18 protein-coding genes are annotated in these 16,259 nt (G+C 62.7%); 12 read left to right on the top strand and 6 right to left on the bottom strand.

Annotated elements, in window-relative coordinates:
• The first annotated feature begins 241 nt into the window (after nucleotides 1-241).
• The 3 genes from LB516_RS27675 (at nucleotide 242) to LB516_RS27685 (ending at nucleotide 3,778) form a co-directional block, all read left to right on the top strand.
• Nucleotides 242-2,017 carry a hypothetical protein gene (locus LB516_RS27675; protein WP_140617646.1) on the top strand — a complete coding sequence of 592 codons (1,776 nt, stop codon included), beginning with the start codon at nucleotides 242-244 and terminating at the stop codon, nucleotides 2,015-2,017.
• A gap of 237 nt (nucleotides 2,018-2,254) precedes the next feature.
• Nucleotides 2,255-3,055 carry an alpha/beta fold hydrolase gene (locus tag LB516_RS27680; RefSeq protein WP_140721595.1) on the top strand — a complete coding sequence of 267 codons (801 nt, stop codon included), beginning with the start codon at nucleotides 2,255-2,257 and terminating at the stop codon, nucleotides 3,053-3,055.
• Nucleotides 3,056-3,163: 108 nt separating this feature from the next.
• Nucleotides 3,164-3,778, top strand: a complete 615-nt coding sequence (locus tag LB516_RS27685) for a hypothetical protein (RefSeq protein ID WP_015316007.1) — start codon at nucleotides 3,164-3,166, stop codon at nucleotides 3,776-3,778.
• On the opposite strand, the gene LB516_RS27690 is transcribed toward LB516_RS27685, so the two are convergent.
• On the bottom strand, nucleotides 3,762-4,691 hold the full coding sequence (locus LB516_RS27690) for a metallophosphoesterase family protein (protein WP_140713562.1): 930 nt from the start codon (nucleotides 4,689-4,691) through the stop codon (nucleotides 3,762-3,764). The two genes, LB516_RS27685 and LB516_RS27690, sit on opposite strands and share 17 nt — an antisense overlap.
• A 53-nt stretch (nucleotides 4,692-4,744) precedes the next feature.
• On the opposite strand from LB516_RS27690, the gene LB516_RS27695 reads away from it, so the two are divergent.
• On the top strand, nucleotides 4,745-5,242 hold the full coding sequence (locus LB516_RS27695; RefSeq protein ID WP_224720737.1) for an NUDIX domain-containing protein: 498 nt from the start codon (nucleotides 4,745-4,747) through the stop codon (nucleotides 5,240-5,242).
• Here the strand turns inward: LB516_RS27695 and LB516_RS27700 are convergent, their stop codons facing one another.
• Nucleotides 5,243-6,235 carry a glutathione S-transferase family protein gene (locus LB516_RS27700; RefSeq protein WP_224720738.1) on the bottom strand — a complete coding sequence of 331 codons (993 nt, stop codon included), beginning with the start codon at nucleotides 6,233-6,235 and terminating at the stop codon, nucleotides 5,243-5,245.
• 267 nt (nucleotides 6,236-6,502) lie between these two features.
• On the opposite strand from LB516_RS27700, the gene LB516_RS27705 reads away from it, so the two are divergent.
• The 5 genes from LB516_RS27705 to LB516_RS27725 all read left to right on the top strand — a co-directional run bounded on the left by LB516_RS27705 (nucleotide 6,503) and on the right by LB516_RS27725 (nucleotide 10,158).
• Nucleotides 6,503-7,027, top strand: a complete 525-nt coding sequence (locus LB516_RS27705; RefSeq protein WP_015316003.1) for a GNAT family N-acetyltransferase — start codon at nucleotides 6,503-6,505, stop codon at nucleotides 7,025-7,027.
• Between the two features lie 84 nt (nucleotides 7,028-7,111).
• The gene (locus LB516_RS27710; protein ID WP_224720739.1) at nucleotides 7,112-7,873 is read left to right on the top strand and encodes a 3-hydroxyacyl-CoA dehydrogenase; all 762 of its coding nucleotides are present in this window, start codon (nucleotides 7,112-7,114) and stop codon (nucleotides 7,871-7,873) included.
• Nucleotides 7,874-7,984: 111 nt separating this feature from the next.
• Entirely contained in the window at nucleotides 7,985-8,746 is a 762-nt protein-coding gene (locus tag LB516_RS27715; RefSeq protein ID WP_140721584.1) for a HugZ family protein, read from the top strand.
• A gap of 171 nt (nucleotides 8,747-8,917) precedes the next feature.
• Nucleotides 8,918-9,262 (top strand): ArsR/SmtB family transcription factor, encoded by a 345-nt coding sequence (locus LB516_RS27720; RefSeq protein WP_015316000.1) that lies wholly within the window; start codon nucleotides 8,918-8,920, stop codon nucleotides 9,260-9,262.
• 101 nt (nucleotides 9,263-9,363) lie between these two features.
• A complete protein-coding gene (locus LB516_RS27725) occupies nucleotides 9,364-10,158 on the top strand; it encodes a TrmH family RNA methyltransferase (protein ID WP_140665203.1) in 795 nt (264 codons plus the stop codon).
• A gap of 46 nt (nucleotides 10,159-10,204) precedes the next feature.
• Here LB516_RS27725 and LB516_RS27730 read toward each other — a convergent pair whose 3' ends face one another.
• Together LB516_RS27730 and LB516_RS27735 are read right to left on the bottom strand one after the other, a co-directional pair.
• Entirely contained in the window at nucleotides 10,205-11,359 is a 1,155-nt protein-coding gene (locus tag LB516_RS27730; RefSeq protein ID WP_141906214.1) for a hypothetical protein, read from the bottom strand.
• Between the two features lie 156 nt (nucleotides 11,360-11,515).
• On the bottom strand, nucleotides 11,516-12,052 hold the full coding sequence (locus LB516_RS27735) for a DUF1134 domain-containing protein (protein ID WP_224530344.1): 537 nt from the start codon (nucleotides 12,050-12,052) through the stop codon (nucleotides 11,516-11,518).
• Between the two features lie 385 nt (nucleotides 12,053-12,437).
• Between LB516_RS27735 and chpT the strand changes: the two genes are divergently transcribed.
• Both chpT and LB516_RS27745 read left to right on the top strand, forming a co-directional pair.
• Entirely contained in the window at nucleotides 12,438-13,067 is a 630-nt protein-coding gene (gene chpT / locus LB516_RS27740; RefSeq protein ID WP_015315996.1) for a histidine phosphotransferase ChpT, read from the top strand.
• Nucleotides 13,068-13,314: 247 nt separating this feature from the next.
• Entirely contained in the window at nucleotides 13,315-13,683 is a 369-nt protein-coding gene (locus tag LB516_RS27745) for a PleD family two-component system response regulator (protein ID WP_015315995.1), read from the top strand.
• 123 nt (nucleotides 13,684-13,806) lie between these two features.
• Here LB516_RS27745 and ctrA read toward each other — a convergent pair whose 3' ends face one another.
• A complete protein-coding gene (gene ctrA, locus LB516_RS27750; protein WP_006203583.1) occupies nucleotides 13,807-14,502 on the bottom strand; it encodes a response regulator transcription factor CtrA in 696 nt (231 codons plus the stop codon).
• Nucleotides 14,503-14,953: 451 nt separating this feature from the next.
• Between ctrA and LB516_RS27755 the strand changes: the two genes are divergently transcribed.
• Nucleotides 14,954-15,331, top strand: coding sequence for a flagellar export protein FliJ (locus LB516_RS27755; RefSeq protein WP_015315994.1), 378 nt, complete (start codon nucleotides 14,954-14,956; stop codon nucleotides 15,329-15,331).
• Nucleotides 15,332-15,872: 541 nt separating this feature from the next.
• On the opposite strand, the gene LB516_RS27760 is transcribed toward LB516_RS27755, so the two are convergent.
• The gene (locus tag LB516_RS27760) at nucleotides 15,873-16,148 is read right to left on the bottom strand and encodes a DUF1153 domain-containing protein (RefSeq protein ID WP_006203587.1); all 276 of its coding nucleotides are present in this window, start codon (nucleotides 16,146-16,148) and stop codon (nucleotides 15,873-15,875) included.
• Nucleotides 16,149-16,259: the final 111 nt, after the last annotated feature.

Below are 16,259 nucleotides of genomic sequence, written 5' to 3' on the forward strand. Positions count from 1 at the left end.
GGCGCGAGAGCCGGGATTGGCTCTCCCCCCGCCATCCTTCGGGCCTGGACAAGGTCTTGGCATCCATGGGATTCAATAAGGATTGCTCCGGCATCTGGCCATCCTGTCGCGCGCGGCTCATTAACCACCGGGAAAATATCCGGTGGGGTACGCGATCGCATAATGGGTGTATACTTGTATGGCGGTGCGGGCATTATATGATCCGTGCCTTAACCTGTGCCGACTTCGAGAGGATCGACACTTGCAGCATGCCACGCCTGCCGCCCCCGCAGTGCGCGAAACATTGGAGCGACTGCTTGCCAGCGAAACGTTCGGAAGATCCGAACGGGCACGCAAGCTGTTGCGTTATCTTGTCGAGCGCGAACAGGCAGGCGAAGCCGACAGGCTCAAGGGCTTTTCCATCGCCATGGATGTCTTCGGCAAGGACGGCGATTTCGATCCTTCGACCGATGCGGTGGTGCGGGTTCAGGCCGGCCGGCTGCGCGACTTGCTGCAGCAATATTTCGCCAATGAAGGTGTTGCCGAGCCTGTCCGCATAGCCATTCCGCGGGGCGGCTATGTCCCGGCCTACGAGCTCAATGCGATCCGCTTGCCTGAGACGGCCGAACTCGCCATCCAGACGGGAGCGGCGGCGGCTCCATCGGCGCAACGCGGCACTGCCGAGAGTGCCATTGCGGCCCCTGCCTTACTGGCACCGATGGTTGCGCCGGCGCCGTCGGTGGCACGTCACCTCAGATTCTTCTGGATGGCGATCGCCGTCGTCATCGCCATGCTTGGTGTTCTGATCCTGCGTCAGGGCAGCGGTGCGCTGCTGGCAGGCGGCGACCTTGCGGCCACGCTCGAGACCGCAGGCCTCACCGGCAGCATCGAGCCGTCTCCCGCCAGCGAGGCCTTGCCGCTCGTCTACATCGCCGTCAAGGCCAGTGGCACGGATGCCAGCCGCGTCGCCGCATCGCTGCGCGCCGGCCTGAGCGGTTTCGATACGATCGACTTCATCGGTCGCGACGCGGTCGCCACGACCGATCCGGCCACCAATGCCACAAGCTTCATCTTCGATATTCTGCCTGGGCCGGATACGGGCGAAATCACGATTGAACTGCAGAGCGTGGCGACCGGACGGGTGCTTTTGTCGCGCAACCTGACCGCCGCCGATAGCGCACCGACCGCCGTCGAGAACCGTATAGCCGGCATCTTGACGTCCGCTCTTCCCGCTTCCGGCACCATCTACAGCTATATCGAACAGAGCGGCATTCAGACCGTCCTCACGCAATGCCTGACGCTCAACGACAAATATTATCTCGACCAGAACGCCCGGACCCACGAGGCCGCCTATCGCTGCCTCGAAACCCTCGCCGAACGCGGCGCCAAGTCACCGCTGGTCTACTCGGAACTCGCTTCGCTGCACCTGGAGGCCGTGAACGACCACTACGCCTATCCGCCGGATGCCACGATCGAGAAGGCGATGACATTTGCCCACCGCGCCGTGCAGATGGGACCGACCAGTCCTTATGCGCATCGCTCCTACGGCTACATCAATTCGCGTCTTGGCAACGCTGACGAGGCGCTGCGCTGGATGCGCAAGGCCTATGACCTCAATCCCTACGATCTCGCCATGGCCGCAGCTTACGGCTATGGGTTGATTTTCGCTGGCAGGTATGCCGAGGGGACGCCGATCCTGGCCCAGGCGGTGGACGCCTCCAGCGGTCATCCGACATGGTGGGATTTCGGACTTTTCGCCGGCGAACTCATGCTTGGCGACACGAACAAGGCCGCCATCGCCAGTTCCTCTTTGAGAACAACCGCAACCAAATCGCACTATCTTGCAGCCCGGCTGATCGGTGCCAAGATCGCCGGCCAGGACAATCTGGCGCGCAAGCTGCTCGACGAGCTAACCGCCAAATTTCCGAAATTCACCGCCGATCCGCGCGCGACCTTCATCGACCGGAAATATCCGCCCGATCTGACCGAGCGGCTGGTTGGGGCCCTGCGCGCGGCGGGCCTCGGCAACGCGAGCTGACGTCCCACCAACGGGTTGTTTGGACCAACCGAATTGTTGGCGCCGAAAGTAGGTGGCAAACCCCCAATACGACGGATTTGTCGGCTTTGTCAGGCGACTTCGCAAGGTCGAGAGAGCGCAAACGCCAGTCGTCGCGAAAATTTTACTGGCCATCGTGCTGGACAAGGAGCAATCCAGCCGCATTCTCATCTTCCCGTCCCGTAATCTTCCCGTCCCGTAATAAGCTTTCACATTTCAATGATCGCATCGCTTCACGCCACCGAACAGGGTGCTGGCTCGAAGGCCATCGCCCTGCTGCATGGTTTTGGCGGCTGCCACGGTGTCTGGCACGAAGTGATCCCGTCGCTGTCGCCTGCGGTGCGCACACTCGCTTATGACTTGCCGGGGCACGGGCTGTCGCTCGATTTCCCCGGCGCCGGCCCGGCCAAGGTGGCGGCAAGGGCCGTCCTGACCGATCTTGCCGCGCGATCGGTGAAGCGCGTTCATCTGGTGGGCCACTCGATGGGCGGCGCGGTGGCGACGCTGATGGCACTGGCCGAACCCGAGAGGGTGGCCTCGCTGACACTTCTGGCGCCGGGCGGCTTCGGCCCCGAGATCAACGGCCCGCTGTTGCGCCGCTTTGCCGCCTCATGGGATCCCTCCGACATCCGGGCGTGCCTAAGCGCGATGTCGGGACCGCTGACGCGCGCCGTCGACCGCACCGTGGATACCCTTCGCGACATGCGCGAGCGACCCGGCCAGGTGGAGAAACTCATCGAGATTGCTGCCGCCATGACCAGCGACGACCGGCAGGGCGTCATCCCGCACGACCGGTTGGACACACTGACCATGCCGGTGATGGTGGTATGGGGGAGCAATGACCCGATGCTACCCGTTACCCAAATGGATGGTCTGCCCGCGCGATTTCACGTGCACCACGTGCTGGAGGCTGGCCATATGCTGATCGAGGAGGCGCCCGATCTGGTCGCCACGATCATCCAGCGCAACATGAACCGCCGCGCCAGACCCTTGCGCCCGAAACTCGCTGCGACCGGCTGAGACGTCCCGCGCGGCACCGAGCGGGCGCCTTGCCGTCTTGATCTCGCGAGTGCATTTTGCCTTCGGCTGTGTTAACTGCCTGTTAACCAAACCCGCGAGGCCACGCCGATGAAGGACGCAGGCGAGAAGATCGATCCGTCAAAGAAACTGTCCGATGCCATCCGTGATGTGAAGAATGCCTTCGCTGACCGCGACGATGTCGTCGTCGACATGCGCGAGGCACACCGCATGCGCCTGGACCTGTTGGCCGCGGACCTCGCGCCCATCTTCGCCGACGTTCCAGCCGACATGGACAATTTCGACTTTGTCGTCTCCTCGGGGCTGCAGCCGCGCCTGTGGATCGACGCCGTCAGCCATGTCGCGATGGGACGCGACCGTCGCACCTACCGCTTCCTCAAGGATACACGCATTGGCCGGGTCGTGCTTGCCGAGTCGACCGAGATGAAGCTGGTCGCCGATTCCGTGACGCGTTATGTGGCCGAGCGCATCGTCGAGCGCCAGAGGATGATGGAAGGTGGCGTCGAGCCGGCGGTCGCCGGCATGAAACGCGCCGAGGTCGCGGAAGCCGAGCCACCGCTGCGAGCATCGACGCAAGGCAAGGGCTGGTCGGCCTTCCTGTCCGGGCTTGGGCTGGTCGCCGCCGGCGCGCTGGTTGGTCTGGCGGTGTCGGCCGCGCTGCTGTGGGACCGCATCTCGGCCATGGTTCTCAACTGGCGGCCATAGCCTCGCCGGGCTCGACCCCGAGTTCCAGGCTCTGCAGATCGGAAGGCGGTATTGACGGTCCGGTCAGACCGCGCCGCGTCAGGTGGATACGCCAGTTACCCTTTTCGCCGTCGATGTCGAACAGATTGTACTGTGCTGCCGGGTGATTGCCGCCCGGCGCCTGGCCGGCGGCGGCGACGCCGACGACCGGGATCTTTGCACCGCGAAGCCCAATCTGGAACAGCGACGGCAGATGCGAATGGCCGTGCAGCACAAGCTCCGCGCCATGGCGGCGGACGATTTTGTGGAAGCGGGCGATGCCGAACAGCCGCTTGTGCTGGGAGACGGCGCCCCGCAGGGGCGGATGATGGATCATGATCGCGCGGAACAGCCCTTGCTTCGCCGTGCTCTCGAGTATCTTGCCGAGTCGAGCCGCCTGCCCCTCCATGAAGAAACCATTGGCCATGAAGGGCGCCGTGGCGCGCGCCGTCGAGACCCCGATCAGCGCGACATTGCCGCGCACGCGCAGATACGGGAAGGCATTGCGGTCGACCGGCGTGTTGACACCGTCGCCGCTCATCCATGCCGCCCACGACCGGCAGACCTTGTCGAAGGCGCCGGGCACATAGGCATCATGGTTTCCCGGCACCACCGAAACGTCATGCGGTGGCCCCAACGTCTCCAGCCAGTGTTTGGCCATCTCGATCTCACCGTCGAGGGCCAGGTTGACGAGGTCGCCGGTGACGGCGAGATGGTCCGGATTTTGCGCCTTGATATCGGCGACGATGGCGTCGATGACGGCGTCGTGCATGTGGCGGCGGCGGTTGCGCTGCCAGTTGACATAACCGAGCACGCGCTTGGAGGCGAGATCGCGATAGGATACATCGGGCAGCGGCCCCAGATGGACATCGGAAATATGCGCGAGCCTGAACATCCCTCCTTCATAGGCGACGTGCGCGCCCCTTTCCACCCACGGTTTCGCTACTGATGGCGAGCGACGAGGAGGCTCCGTTCCGCCAGACCGGCTGGGCGGGTTTGAGGGCCCGGCTGTTCCATCTCTATTTCGTGCTGCGGCGGCCAATGACGCTCGGTGTGCGCGGCCTGATCCACGATGCCGCCACCAATTCCGTCTTCCTCATCCGCCATACCTATGTGCCCGGTTGGCAGCTTCCCGGCGGCGGCGTCGAGGTCGGCGAGACGATGGCCGAAGCGCTGGCGCGCGAACTTTACGAGGAAGGCAACATCCAGATCACGGACGCGCCGATTCTCAAATCGATGCATTTCAACCGCCGCGCCAGCCGGCGCGACCATGTCGGCTTCTACCTCGTCGAGCATTTCAGCCACACCGCACCGAAACTGCCAGACCATGAAATCGCCGAGGCCGGCTTTTTCCCGCTCGATCGCCTGCCGGAGGGCACGACGCCGGCAACGCTGCGGCGGATCGCCGAAATTTTCGCCAACGTCCCAGCATCGCCCTATTGGTAGTCAGGCAGCAGCCCTTCCAAACCGCGCCCGATCATGCGGCGCGCTATAGTCGAGCGCCGGCCCGACCGGCACGATCCGGGTCGGGTTGATGGTCTCGTGGCTGCCGTAATAATGCGCCTTGATGTGGCGCAGGTTCACGGTCCCGGCGACGCCAGGCACGCTATAGAGGTCGCGCAGATAGTTCGACAGGTTCGAATAGTCGGCGATGCGGCGCAGGTTGCACTTGAAGTGTCCGACATAGACCGGGTCAAAGCGCACCAGGGTGGTGAACAGCCGCCAGTCGGCCTCGGTGATGCGATCACCCACTAGGTAGCGCTGCCTGGAGAGGCGATGTTCCAGAGTATCGAGCGCCGAAAACAGCGCGCCGAACGCCTCCTCATAGGCCGCTTGCGTGGTGGCGAAACCGGCTCGATAGACGCCATTGTTGACGGCGGGATAGACCAGCCCGTTGATCGCGTCGATCTCGCCGCGCAAGGCCTCGGGGTAGAAGTCCAAGCTGGCGTCGCCCCATTCGTCGAAGGCCGAATTGAGCATCCGGATGATCTCGGAGGATTCGTTGGAGACGATCGTCTGTTCCTTCTTGTCCCACAGCACCGGCACCGTCACCCGGCCTGAATAGGCAGGATCGGCCTTGGTGTAGATCTGGTGCAGGAAGTCGAGACCATAGAGCGTGTCGCCGGTGGCGCCGTCCTCGGCGAGAAACGTCCAACCGTTCGCGCCCATGAAATGGTGAACCACCGAGACGGAGATGATGCCTTCCAGCCTCTTCAGCGTGCGAAAAATCAGCGTCCGGTGCGCCCAGGGACAGGCGAGTGAGATGTAAAGGTGATAGCGGCCGGGCTCCGACTTGAAGCCGCGGCTGCGGCCTTCGGCGGGTTTGCCGTCGTGCGTGATCCAGTCGCGCCATTGCGACTGCGCCCGCACGAACTTGCCGCCACTGTTCTTCGTGTCGTACCAGCGGTCCTGCCATTTGCCGTCGACGAGCAATCCCATGAATTGTCCTTTCGCGTTTCCCGTCATGTAGGGCGCGATGCGGCAAGGCGGAAAGCATCCAGGGCTGAACAGATCGTCAATCGGTAGTGCCAGCGAACGGGTCGATTGCGGCGGCGCAAAATTGATGCTAGCGGACACTCCGCATGTTCGACTTTGCTTTGATCCGGTTTGACCGACGACGAAAGGGCGCCCGCGCTTGATGAAGCGCTGACTGGCGAATGCTGCCGTTTGCAGCAACCTTTCCTCCTCTACCGGAACGCAAAGACCATGAGCCTTGCCGACGTGAAATACCTGCCGGAAACTCCGGCGCATGACCCTCAAATCGAAGCCATTAACGACGAGGCCTTCGGCCCCGGCCGTTTCGTGCTGGCCGCCTACAAGATCCGGGAGGCCGGCGGCCACGAGCGCGCCCTGTCCTTTGTCGCGGTCGACGGCGACCTCGTCGTCGCCTCGGTGCGCATGACCCGCATAGCGGCGGGGGCCGGCCGGGCGCTGATGCTTGGGCCACTCGCGGTACGGCCGGCCTTCAAGAACCTCGGCATCGGCCGCCGGCTGGTAGCGATCGCGCTGGAGGCGGCCGCCAAGGCTGGCGCGCCGGCCGTCATCCTGGTTGGCGACGAACCTTATTACGGGCCGCTCGGCTTTAAGCGCATCCCCCGTGGTCAGATTTCGATGCCTAGGCCTGTCGACCTCGACCGCCTTTTGTCGCACGAGATCACGCCCGGCGCGGTTGCCAGGCTTTCCGGCGAGGTCGGTCACGCCAGCCAGGCCAGGGCCGCCGAGCACGTCTAGGCGATGGCTTGACCCGGCCCTTCAATCCGGGCCTGATCCGTCCCTGTTTGATAGCAAGCCCATTCTCACGGGAAGGATGACGCCATGAATCCCAGCGGCCATATAGCAATCGTGACCGGCGGCGGCTCCGGCCTTGGCGAGGCAACCGCTCGTGCGCTTGCCGCCAAGGGAGCCAACGTTGCCATCTTCGATGTCGGCATCGAGCGCGCGGCCAAGGTCGCGGCCGAGATCGGCGGCATCGCCGTCCAGTGCGACGTCGCGAGTGCCGACAGTGCCGTCGCCGCCCTGGCCGAGGCTGCCGCCAAGCTGGGCGAGCCGCGCATCCTGGTCAATTGCGCCGGCATCGCCATCGGCGTGAAGACGATCGGCAAGGATGGACCGCATCCGCTCGACCAGTACCGCAGGGTGATCGAGGTCAATCTGATCGGCACGTTCAACATGATCCGCCTGGTCGCCGACCGCGCCGCGAAACTCGAGCCGCTGCGGGGCGGCGAGCGCGGCGTCATCGTCAACACCGCTTCGGTCGCCGCCTATGACGGCCAGATCGGCCAGGCGGCCTATTCGGCTTCGAAGGGCGGCGTCGTCGGCATGACGCTGCCGGTGGCGCGCGATCTCGCCCGATCCGGCATTCGGGTCTGCACCATCGCGCCCGGCATCTTCAAGACGCCGATGATGGCCGGCATGCCGCAGGAGGTGCAGGATTCGCTGGGCGCCGCCGTGCCTTTCCCGTCGCGCCTCGGCGAACCATCCGAATATGCCGCGCTTGCCCTGCACATCGTCGAAAACCAGATGCTGAACGGCGAGACCATCCGCCTCGACGGCGCCATCCGCATGGCGCCGAAGTAAGGCGTGTCGCCCCAAGCTGCGAAGCGGTTTGCGCGGGCACCTCCCCTTGCCAAGTCCGGCATCATCGGCTGACAAGTGGAATAGGAAATCAACTTGGCAGGGCGAGAAACCTTGGACGATCGAAAGAAGGATGTCATCCGCGAGACCGACGCCGAGGCGATCCGCCTGGCGAAAACGCTTCTGCGCAGTGCCCGTTTCGGCGCCCTGGCGGTGCTGGAACCGGGGACCGGGGCGCCGCTGGCGAGCCGGGTCGGCGTCGCCACCGACATTGACGGCGCACCGCTCATCCTGGTGTCGATGCTCGCGGCGCACACGTCGGCCCTGCTTGCCGATCCCCGCTGTTCCCTTCTGCTCGGGGAGCCTGGCAAAGGCGATCCGCTGGCGCATCCGCGGCTGACGCTGGCCTGCCAGGCCTCGCGGCTGGAGCGCGGCTCGCAGGCCCAAGCTCGCGCCGCGCGCCGCTATCTCAACCGCAATCCCAAGGCGAGCCTCTATGCCGGGCTCGGCGACTTCTCAATCTTTCGCCTCGAGCCGCAGCGCGCCAGTCTCAACGGCGGCTTCGGCAAGGCCTATCTGCTCGACCGGGCCGATCTGGTCACCGCCGGGCCGATTGTCGAAGAGCTCGCGGCGAGCGAACAGTCAGCCGTCGAGCACATGAATGCGGACCATCTCGACGCGATCGCCAACTACGCCCATCATTTTGCCAAGGCGCCAGGTGCTGGCTGGAGCATCGCCGGGCTGGACGCCGATGGCATGGATCTGGTGTCCGGGGACGATGTTTGCCGGGTATTCTTCCCACAACCACTGGCGACTGCGCAGGAATTGCGTCCCGTTCTGGTTGAAATGGCGAGGGCCGCCAAGGCGGCATCCTAGGCGCAAAGCGAGATTAAATTGCATTTGATCAAAAGCAACGCTTGAGATTTGAAAGAAATGTTCTAGGCTTTAGGTGTGGTGCTGACTCGTCGGCACCTTCACACGTGAATTTATGGATTCAGGCGCCATTGCCCCCATGGCGCCTCGATGAGCAAACAGCATGGGGCATCAATGGTCTCGACAAAGCTAATCGCCAACGCCGAATCAGCTGCCGAATTTCTGATGCTGATGGGCAACGAAAAACGGCTGTTGATCATGAGCTATCTGATCGACGGCGAAATGTCGGTCGGCGCCATCGCCGAAAAGGTGATGCTTAGCCAATCCGCCCTCTCGCAGCATTTGGCCAAGTTGCGGGCGCTGGACCTCGTGGACACCCGCCGCGATCGCCAGATGATCTACTATTCCTGCAAATCCGATGCCGTGCGCGAACTGCTCGCCATGCTGGAAGGCATTTTCGGCGGCGGCAAGGAGGATCTGTCCCAAATGGCGCAGAGGTTGCGCCGCGCCGGGACTTGACCGGACGCTGCCGCGGTCGTTTACCTCGCTGACGATTTCCGGAGCGTGGTTGGTGTGTCTTTCCCGGCGCACGGACCGCGCTTTCGATTGTTGAGCGGGACATGGACCCAATTCGCATCGACGATCCACGCGATCCGCGCGTCGCAGCCTATCTCGATATTCGCGAGCGCGATCTGGCGGGCCGGCAAGGCCGCTTCGTCGCCGAGGGCAAAGTGGTGCTCGACCTGCTTTTGTCGTCGAGCCGCTTCACCGCCGAATCCATCCTGATCCTGGAAAACCGGCTTGGCGGCCTGGAGGAGGTGCTGCGCAAGGCGCAAGCGGACCTGCCGGTCTACGTCGTCGCCAGCGGGGTGATGGACGCGATTGCCGGATTCCACATGCACCGCGGCATCCTGGCCATCGGCCGCAAGGAGACGCCGCATCCGGCCGGGTCATTGCTGGATGCCTTGCCCGCTCAAGCCCTGATCGTCGTGCCTGTCGGCATCGCCAACCACGACAATATGGGTTCGATCTTCCGCAACGCCGCCGCTTTCGGCGCCAATGCGGTGCTGATGGACGGGACATGCTGTGATCCGCTGTACCGCAAGGCGATCCGGGTTTCGGTCGGCGCCGCGCTCAAGATCCCTTTTGCGTCCTTCACCGACACCGCGGGCTTCACCGCGGAGCTAGACCGCCGGGGCTATGACCAGTTCGCATTGTCACCGCGCGGCCGGATCGACATACGCGATGCACGGCGCGGCGAGCGGCTGGCACTCTATCTCGGCACCGAGGGCGAAGGCCTGCCTGAAAGCCTGCTTGCTCGCCTGCAAACCGTGCGGATCACCATGTCGAAGGGCTTCGACAGCTTGAACGTCGCTGCCGCCTCGGCCATTGCCCTGCATCATTTCTCGCGCTGACGATCATGTGAGCCAGGACACGGCGAAAGCGTCAGCCTGCACGGCGTCAGTTGGCTTCTGCTTTCTGCAAGGCGCGCACGCGATCGGCGAGGCTGCGGTCGTTGCCGGCAGAGCGATTGTCCTGCGGCGCGGCGAGCGCCTTGGCGATTGGTGAATCGGGGCCTTCGAGCTTGGCCGTCAGGTGGACCACCTCCGCCGCCAGCTCATTCATCTGCTCGCGCAGCGCGGCACCATTGCCGTTCGTCAAACCCGACGATGCCGCGGCGCCGAGATCCGCCTTGAGGCGCTTGTTCTCGCGCGCCAGCGCCGTCAGCCTGGCCTCCAGCCGTTCGCGGTCGCCGTCAAGCTTGGCAATCGCCCGGTCCAAATCGTCGCGCTTGCCGGCCTCCTCGTGCCGGGCCGGCTCATCTGGCTTGCCGACCAGCCGCAGGGCCGGTGCGCCGTCCTCGGTTTTCGATTTTTCCCGCAACCGCGCCAATTCCTTTTCCCGCCGATCAAGCTTGTCCTCACGGTCGGCGAGCGTTGCGAGCAGCCGCTGGACCTTCTTGTCGAGTTCAGCGGCCCTTTTCTTCTCGGCCTTCAGGGCATCGCGCGCGGCCTTGCTTTCGGCCACGATCTCCTGGCTGCGCCGATCCGCTTCCTTGCGCTGGCCGCGCAGCAGCACGATATCGCTGGCAAGCTTCTGCAATTCGGATTCGCGGGCCACGAGTTCGATCTGGCGGCTGCTGGAGGCAAAACTGGCGTCGTCATACATGTGCTCCAGCTTCTCGAGATCGAGCGCCCGCCTTTCCAGCTTTCGTTCGGTTTCCTTGAGCCGCTCCGAAAGCTGATGCAGTTCCTCTTCGCGCTGTCGAAGCGCTTCGTTCTTGGCGCCGAGTTCGGCGAGCGCGTGGTCCTTGTCCGTGCGCTCGACCGCCAGCGCCTTCAGCGCCTCGCGGCCGCGATTGATCTCGACGAGTTGTTCGGCCGCCTTCTCGCGCAGCGTCTTGACGTTAATTTCGAGGCGCCGCGTCGTCATGGCGTATTCGGCCCGGATCCGGTCCTTGTCGGCCTGGATCTCGGCTTGCGTCAGCGGAATGGAGGCCTCGATGCGCCTGCGGGTCAGTGCGACGGCACGCCGCCAGACGGCGGGAGCCACCATCAGCGCCAGAAAGCCGGCACAGAGAAAGCCGAGGGCAAAGAACAGGACCGACTGAACCAAAGGACTACCCGTTATCGACGACAACTTGGAAGGCTGGACCGTGCCATCTTGGCATGGCGGAAATCCGGCACCGCGGCAAGGGCTTGCCGCGGCCCATTCGGGTCGTCGGTTGAGGAATCCGGTCGAACCGTCCGTGATTCGCTCATATCGGCCGGATCAGAACGGATTCCAGGTCGCCCGCTCGGTCAGTTTCAGGTAGCCCAGATTGACGCCGAGCCGGGCGCCGACGCCGGTACGGATCGGCACCAGCAGCACATTGTTGTTCTTCAGCACGTTGAAGCCGACACCCGCCACCACATAGGCCGAACCGGCGACGCCGCCATAGCGATTGTAGAGGTTGCCGACATCGTCGAGATTGTAGACCAGCATCATCACGCGTGACCCCTCGCCGCCGAAATCCCAGCCCAGCGACGGGCCTTGCCAGAACACTTTGTGATCGCCGGCATTCTTGGTGTAGAGCGTGCCTTCGCCATAGGTCAGGCCGCCGATCAGCGCACCGGATCCCTCCTCCCCAAGCAGGTAGCCATTGGGCAGACCGTAGGAGGCGAAAATCTTCTCCACGACGGTGGCCAACCCGCCCGACGTCGCGCCGAAGAACTTGTGGCCGGAATCGACAATCTCCTGAGCGGTGTACTCCTGCGCCCGCAGGGGCGATGTCGAGAAGACGAGAACGCCCATGAGCGCGATCGCCATTGAGAGGACACGGAGAAAACTCCGGTCATAGATTCGGGAAAACATGCTTCCAATCTCCGTCATGAAGCACTTTCGCCGACGCCTCGCATCCGTACGGCTCTTTAGGCGGCCGTTAAGGATGACTGTTAGGGGCAAACTATGCCGTAATCCTTTTTCAACCATTAAACTCCCACATGAAGATGGCGGTTCGAAGGCTCTTGGCCGCTCGAGCGGACACGCAGCCTGCGTGAACGCGCCATATGCCATGACGGCAATTTTGGATTTGTTGCTGCACGCACGGGCGCTGTGTATTCAGAAAGCCTTGGGTTGAAGCGTGATTCGTGTGGGCAGGCGCGAAGATCGATCGCTCGGCCGTCAAATGGAAGATTTTGCAGGGATTTCGCCGATGGCCGATCTGTTCACCCTTACCGCTCCCGACCTGGCGGCACTTTTATGCAGCCGCGTCTGCCACGACATCATCTCGCCGGTCGGCGCGATCAACAACGGGCTTGAACTGCTCGACGAGGGCGGCGCCGACGAAGACGCCATGCGGCTCATCCGTCAGAGTGCAAAAAACGCTTCGGCGCGTTTGCAGTTCGCCCGCATCGCCTTTGGCGCGGCCGGCTCGGCGGGCATGATGATCGACACCGGAGATGCCGAGGCCGTCGCCATCGCCTTCCTCAAGAACGAAAAGCCGGAATTGGTCTGGAATGGAACCCGTGCGCTGCTGCCCAAGAACAAGGTCAAGCTGCTGCTCAACCTGCTGCTGGTCGCCAACGCCGCCATTCCGCGCGGCGGCAAGCTGGTCGTGACGCTCGAGAATCTCGAAACCGAGCCGCGTTTTTCGCTTTCGGCAAGCGGGCCGATGCTGCGTGTGCCGCCGAAATTCCTCGAACTGCATTCCGGCCACAAGCCGGAAGAGCCGATCGACGCGCATTCGGTGCAACCTTATTACACGCTGCTGTTGGCCCGCGAGGCCAACATGACGATTTCGATTCACGCGACGCCTGAAGAAATCGTCCTCTCAGTGGCCTGAAAGTCGGCGCCGGCAGCGCGACCAAACGAAGTATTTCAGTCTGAAATATTTCATTGACGCCACAATCGCGGCGCGATGATCTTTGCCCGCTCGTCGACACCGAAGCATCCGCAAGGAAAAACCCGCCGAACGGTTTCTTTGCAAAAATTTTACCTAACGGCTTTTCGGCTTCTTTACCAGATCGGTCTAGGCTGCGCCGTAGATGCCCCGCACGACCGGATCGCCCAAGGGCAAAGAGGACGCGGAAATGAAACGCTGCATGTTCGTCGACGATTCAAGCGTCATCAGGAAGGTTGCAAAACGCATCCTGGGCGGTTCCGACATGATGGTCATCGAGGCGGCCAGCGGGCTTGACGCACTGGAGATGTGCGCCGCCGACATGCCCGACATCATCGTCATCGACGGCGCCTTGCCGGATATGCAGGCGGTCGACCTCATCCGGCGCGTGCGCGCCATGGAAAGCCCGATCCGGCCGCAGATCCTGATCTCGCTGGTCGAACTCGATATCGCGTCGATCATGCGAGCCAAGCGCGCCGGCGCCCAGGGCTATCTGTTGAAGCCCTTCAATCGCCCGCAACTGCTCGAACGTTTTCGCGCCTTGAAAATCGCTGCCTGAACGGAAGCTGTTCCAGGCAAACCGCGCGGTGGTCTGTCGTGTCGCACAAAAACAAATAATTGCTCCGCACTTCTAAAAAACCCGGCCAAGCCGGGTTTTTTAGAAGTGCGTTGCCGACTGCGCTCAGGCGCTGACGCGGATATCTTCCGGTTCGCGCAGCACATAGCCGCGGCCCCAGACAGTCTCGATGTAGTTCTGGCCCCCGGACGCGGCGTCGAGCTTCTTGCGCAGCTTGCAGATGAAGACGTCGATGATCTTCAATTCCGGCTCGTCCATGCCGCCATAGAGGTGGTTGAGGAACATTTCCTTGGTGAGCGTGGTGCCCTTGCGCAGCGAGAGCAGCTCCAGCATCTGGTATTCCTTGCCGGTGAGGTGCACGCGCTGGCCGCCGACTTCGACGGTCTTGGCGTCGAGGTTGACCACCAGGTCACCGGTGGTGATGACCGACTGGGCGTGTCCCTTCGAGCGGCGCACGATGGCGTGGATGCGCGCCACCAGCTCGTCCTTGTGGAACGGCTTGGTCATGTAGTCGTCGGCGCCGAAGCCGAGGCCGCGTACCTTGTCCTCGATGCCGGCCATGCCGGAGAGGATGAGGATGGGCGTCTTTACCTTGGAGAGGCGAAGCGTTCTCAAGACCTCGTAGCCGGACATGTCCGGCAGGTTGAGATCGAGAAGGATGATGTCGTAGTCGTAGAGCTTGCCCAGATCGACACCCTCTTCGCCGAGGTCTGTCGTATAGACGTTGAAACTTTCCGATTTCAGCATCAGCTCGATGCTTTGTGCGGTTGCACTGTCATCTTCTATCAGCAGAACACGCATTTCATTCCCCTTTTCTGCCGCCGGACCATTTCACGACCCGTCCTGTCCCGGAGCAGTGGTTGCCTTGTGCAGAGGCTGCCATCGAATGGTTAACAAAACCTAATTTCCCGTCCAATACGGTATCAGATTTTTTAACCCCTTTCTACACCCTCTTGAATCTAATAACGAATCACAGACCAAAATTCCTAATGCAGCACATTAATAACCCGGACTAAGTGACTCCAGGGACTCATCGACGCGGCTTCGCTTCGGCGGCCGGAATTTTTACCCGGCCTTAAGCCCTGACCCGTATGATTAACAATGCCCGTAAACGAATGGTTACCGTCGGCAAAAAACTTTAGGGTTTTGTTTCCCATAGTGCGGGGAAAGCCGGTGGATACGGGCAGCGCTTGGACCTTTCCAGGTGGTTTGGACGATATGTGCGGGTGTGCGTTTCCGGGAGTACCGAATCATGAAGTCACGTGAAAACCTCGTTCGGCTGAAGCAATTTCAGGTGAATGAGAAGCGGCGCCAGCTGCTGCAGCTCGACACGATGATCGCCGAGTTCGAGCGCATGGCCGTCGAATTGGAGCTTCAGATCACCGCCGAGGAAAAGAAAGCCGGCATCACAGATATCAATCATTTCGCCTATCCGACCTTCGCCAAGGCGGCGCGCCTGCGCCGCGACAATCTCAGGAACTCACAAGGCGACCTCGCCCAGCAGCGAAGCGCCGCCGAATCATTACTCGGCGAAGCTGAAGCGGAGCTTTCCAAGGCTGAGATGCTGGAATCGCGCGATACCAAGGTTCGCGAGACCGAAACTGGCGGCCGCAGCGCCATGATCGGCTGAGTCGGCCGACATCGGCGCTATTTGGTGCACAAGCGCGCGCCCTGTCAGGCGACAGCTCGAACCGGCAACAGCAAGCCGCCGCGGAAGCGCTGCTGGCACGCAAGACCTACGCCGCCCAATCCTCCTTTCTGGCGCTGGCCCTCGCCCGGGCATCCCTAATATCAGGCGCAGCTGCTCCGCCCGTGATCTGATCTGGGCAAGCAGTCCGGCCAGGTTATGGCCGAGTTCGGTCAGTTCATGTTCGACGCGTGGCAAGCGCGCCATTGCGCAGCCAGCCTTTGCGCAGCGCGCCGACGCCAGTTCGCGCGATATCAGGGTCGAGCGCATGTCGGTGGTGCCCGACCGCGAGGGCTTGCCGGGTTGATCGACGCGCAAAAGCCTGCCGTCCATGTCGCCAGGACTTTTCCACTCGACCAGGCGGGAGCCGCCGACGCCTTTCTCACAACCAAGCCGATCGGCAAGGTAGCGCTGACGGTCTGAGCGGCGACACTGAAAGCAAAGGGCGCGGCATGCCGCGCCCTTTGCTTGTGGTGAGACCGGCCTAGTGCCGGTATTGCTGGATACGCGTGGTGCGCAGCCCGGCAAGGCCATATTCGTCGATCGACGCTTGCCAGGACAGGAATTCCTCCGTGGTCAGCTTGTAGCGCTGGCATGCCTCTTCAAGGCTCAGAAGCCCGCCGCGCACTGCTGCAACCACCTCCGCCTTGCGCCGGATAACCCAGCGACGCGTGTTCGTCGGCGGCAGATCGGCAATCGTGAGAGGGCTGCCGTCAGGCCCGATAACATATTTGACTCTAGGTCTAACCAGATCGGTCATCGTACTCTCTACAAAAAACTCAAAGACCCAATCCCCGCCACGTTACCGCCACAGCTTTAAAAATTGCCTAAGCAGACCCTAATGACTAGGTAAGGATCGTGAACGCCGCGT

Source organism: Mesorhizobium sp. CO1-1-7 (genome assembly GCF_020164885.1).
GTDB classification, from domain to species: Bacteria; Pseudomonadota; Alphaproteobacteria; order Rhizobiales; family Rhizobiaceae; genus Mesorhizobium; species Mesorhizobium australicum.

Excerpts from the sequence above, each read along its gene's own strand:
- LB516_RS27755 (WP_015315994.1), top strand. The coding sequence starts at position 14,954 with ATGAAGTCACGTGAAAACCTCGTTCGGCTGAAGCAATTTCAGGTGAAT.
- LB516_RS27690 (WP_140713562.1), bottom strand. The coding sequence starts at position 4,691 with ATGTTCAGGCTCGCGCATATTTCCGATGTCCATCTGGGGCCGCTGCCC.
- LB516_RS27710 (WP_224720739.1), top strand. The coding sequence starts at position 7,112 with ATGAATCCCAGCGGCCATATAGCAATCGTGACCGGCGGCGGCTCCGGC.
- LB516_RS27745 (WP_015315995.1), top strand. The coding sequence starts at position 13,315 with ATGAAACGCTGCATGTTCGTCGACGATTCAAGCGTCATCAGGAAGGTT.
- LB516_RS27680 (WP_140721595.1), top strand. The coding sequence starts at position 2,255 with ATGATCGCATCGCTTCACGCCACCGAACAGGGTGCTGGCTCGAAGGCC.
- ctrA (WP_006203583.1), bottom strand. The coding sequence starts at position 14,502 with ATGCGTGTTCTGCTGATAGAAGATGACAGTGCAACCGCACAAAGCATC.
- LB516_RS27695 (WP_224720737.1), top strand. The coding sequence starts at position 4,745 with ATGGCGAGCGACGAGGAGGCTCCGTTCCGCCAGACCGGCTGGGCGGGT.
- LB516_RS27720 (WP_015316000.1), top strand. The coding sequence starts at position 8,918 with ATGGTCTCGACAAAGCTAATCGCCAACGCCGAATCAGCTGCCGAATTT.
- chpT (WP_015315996.1), top strand. The coding sequence starts at position 12,438 with ATGGCCGATCTGTTCACCCTTACCGCTCCCGACCTGGCGGCACTTTTA.
- LB516_RS27725 (WP_140665203.1), top strand. The coding sequence starts at position 9,364 with ATGGACCCAATTCGCATCGACGATCCACGCGATCCGCGCGTCGCAGCC.
- LB516_RS27705 (WP_015316003.1), top strand. The coding sequence starts at position 6,503 with ATGAGCCTTGCCGACGTGAAATACCTGCCGGAAACTCCGGCGCATGAC.
- LB516_RS27735 (WP_224530344.1), bottom strand. The coding sequence starts at position 12,052 with ATGGCGATCGCGCTCATGGGCGTTCTCGTCTTCTCGACATCGCCCCTG.
- LB516_RS27700 (WP_224720738.1), bottom strand. The coding sequence starts at position 6,235 with ATGGGATTGCTCGTCGACGGCAAATGGCAGGACCGCTGGTACGACACG.
- LB516_RS27760 (WP_006203587.1), bottom strand. The coding sequence starts at position 16,148 with ATGACCGATCTGGTTAGACCTAGAGTCAAATATGTTATCGGGCCTGAC.
- LB516_RS27685 (WP_015316007.1), top strand. The coding sequence starts at position 3,164 with ATGAAGGACGCAGGCGAGAAGATCGATCCGTCAAAGAAACTGTCCGAT.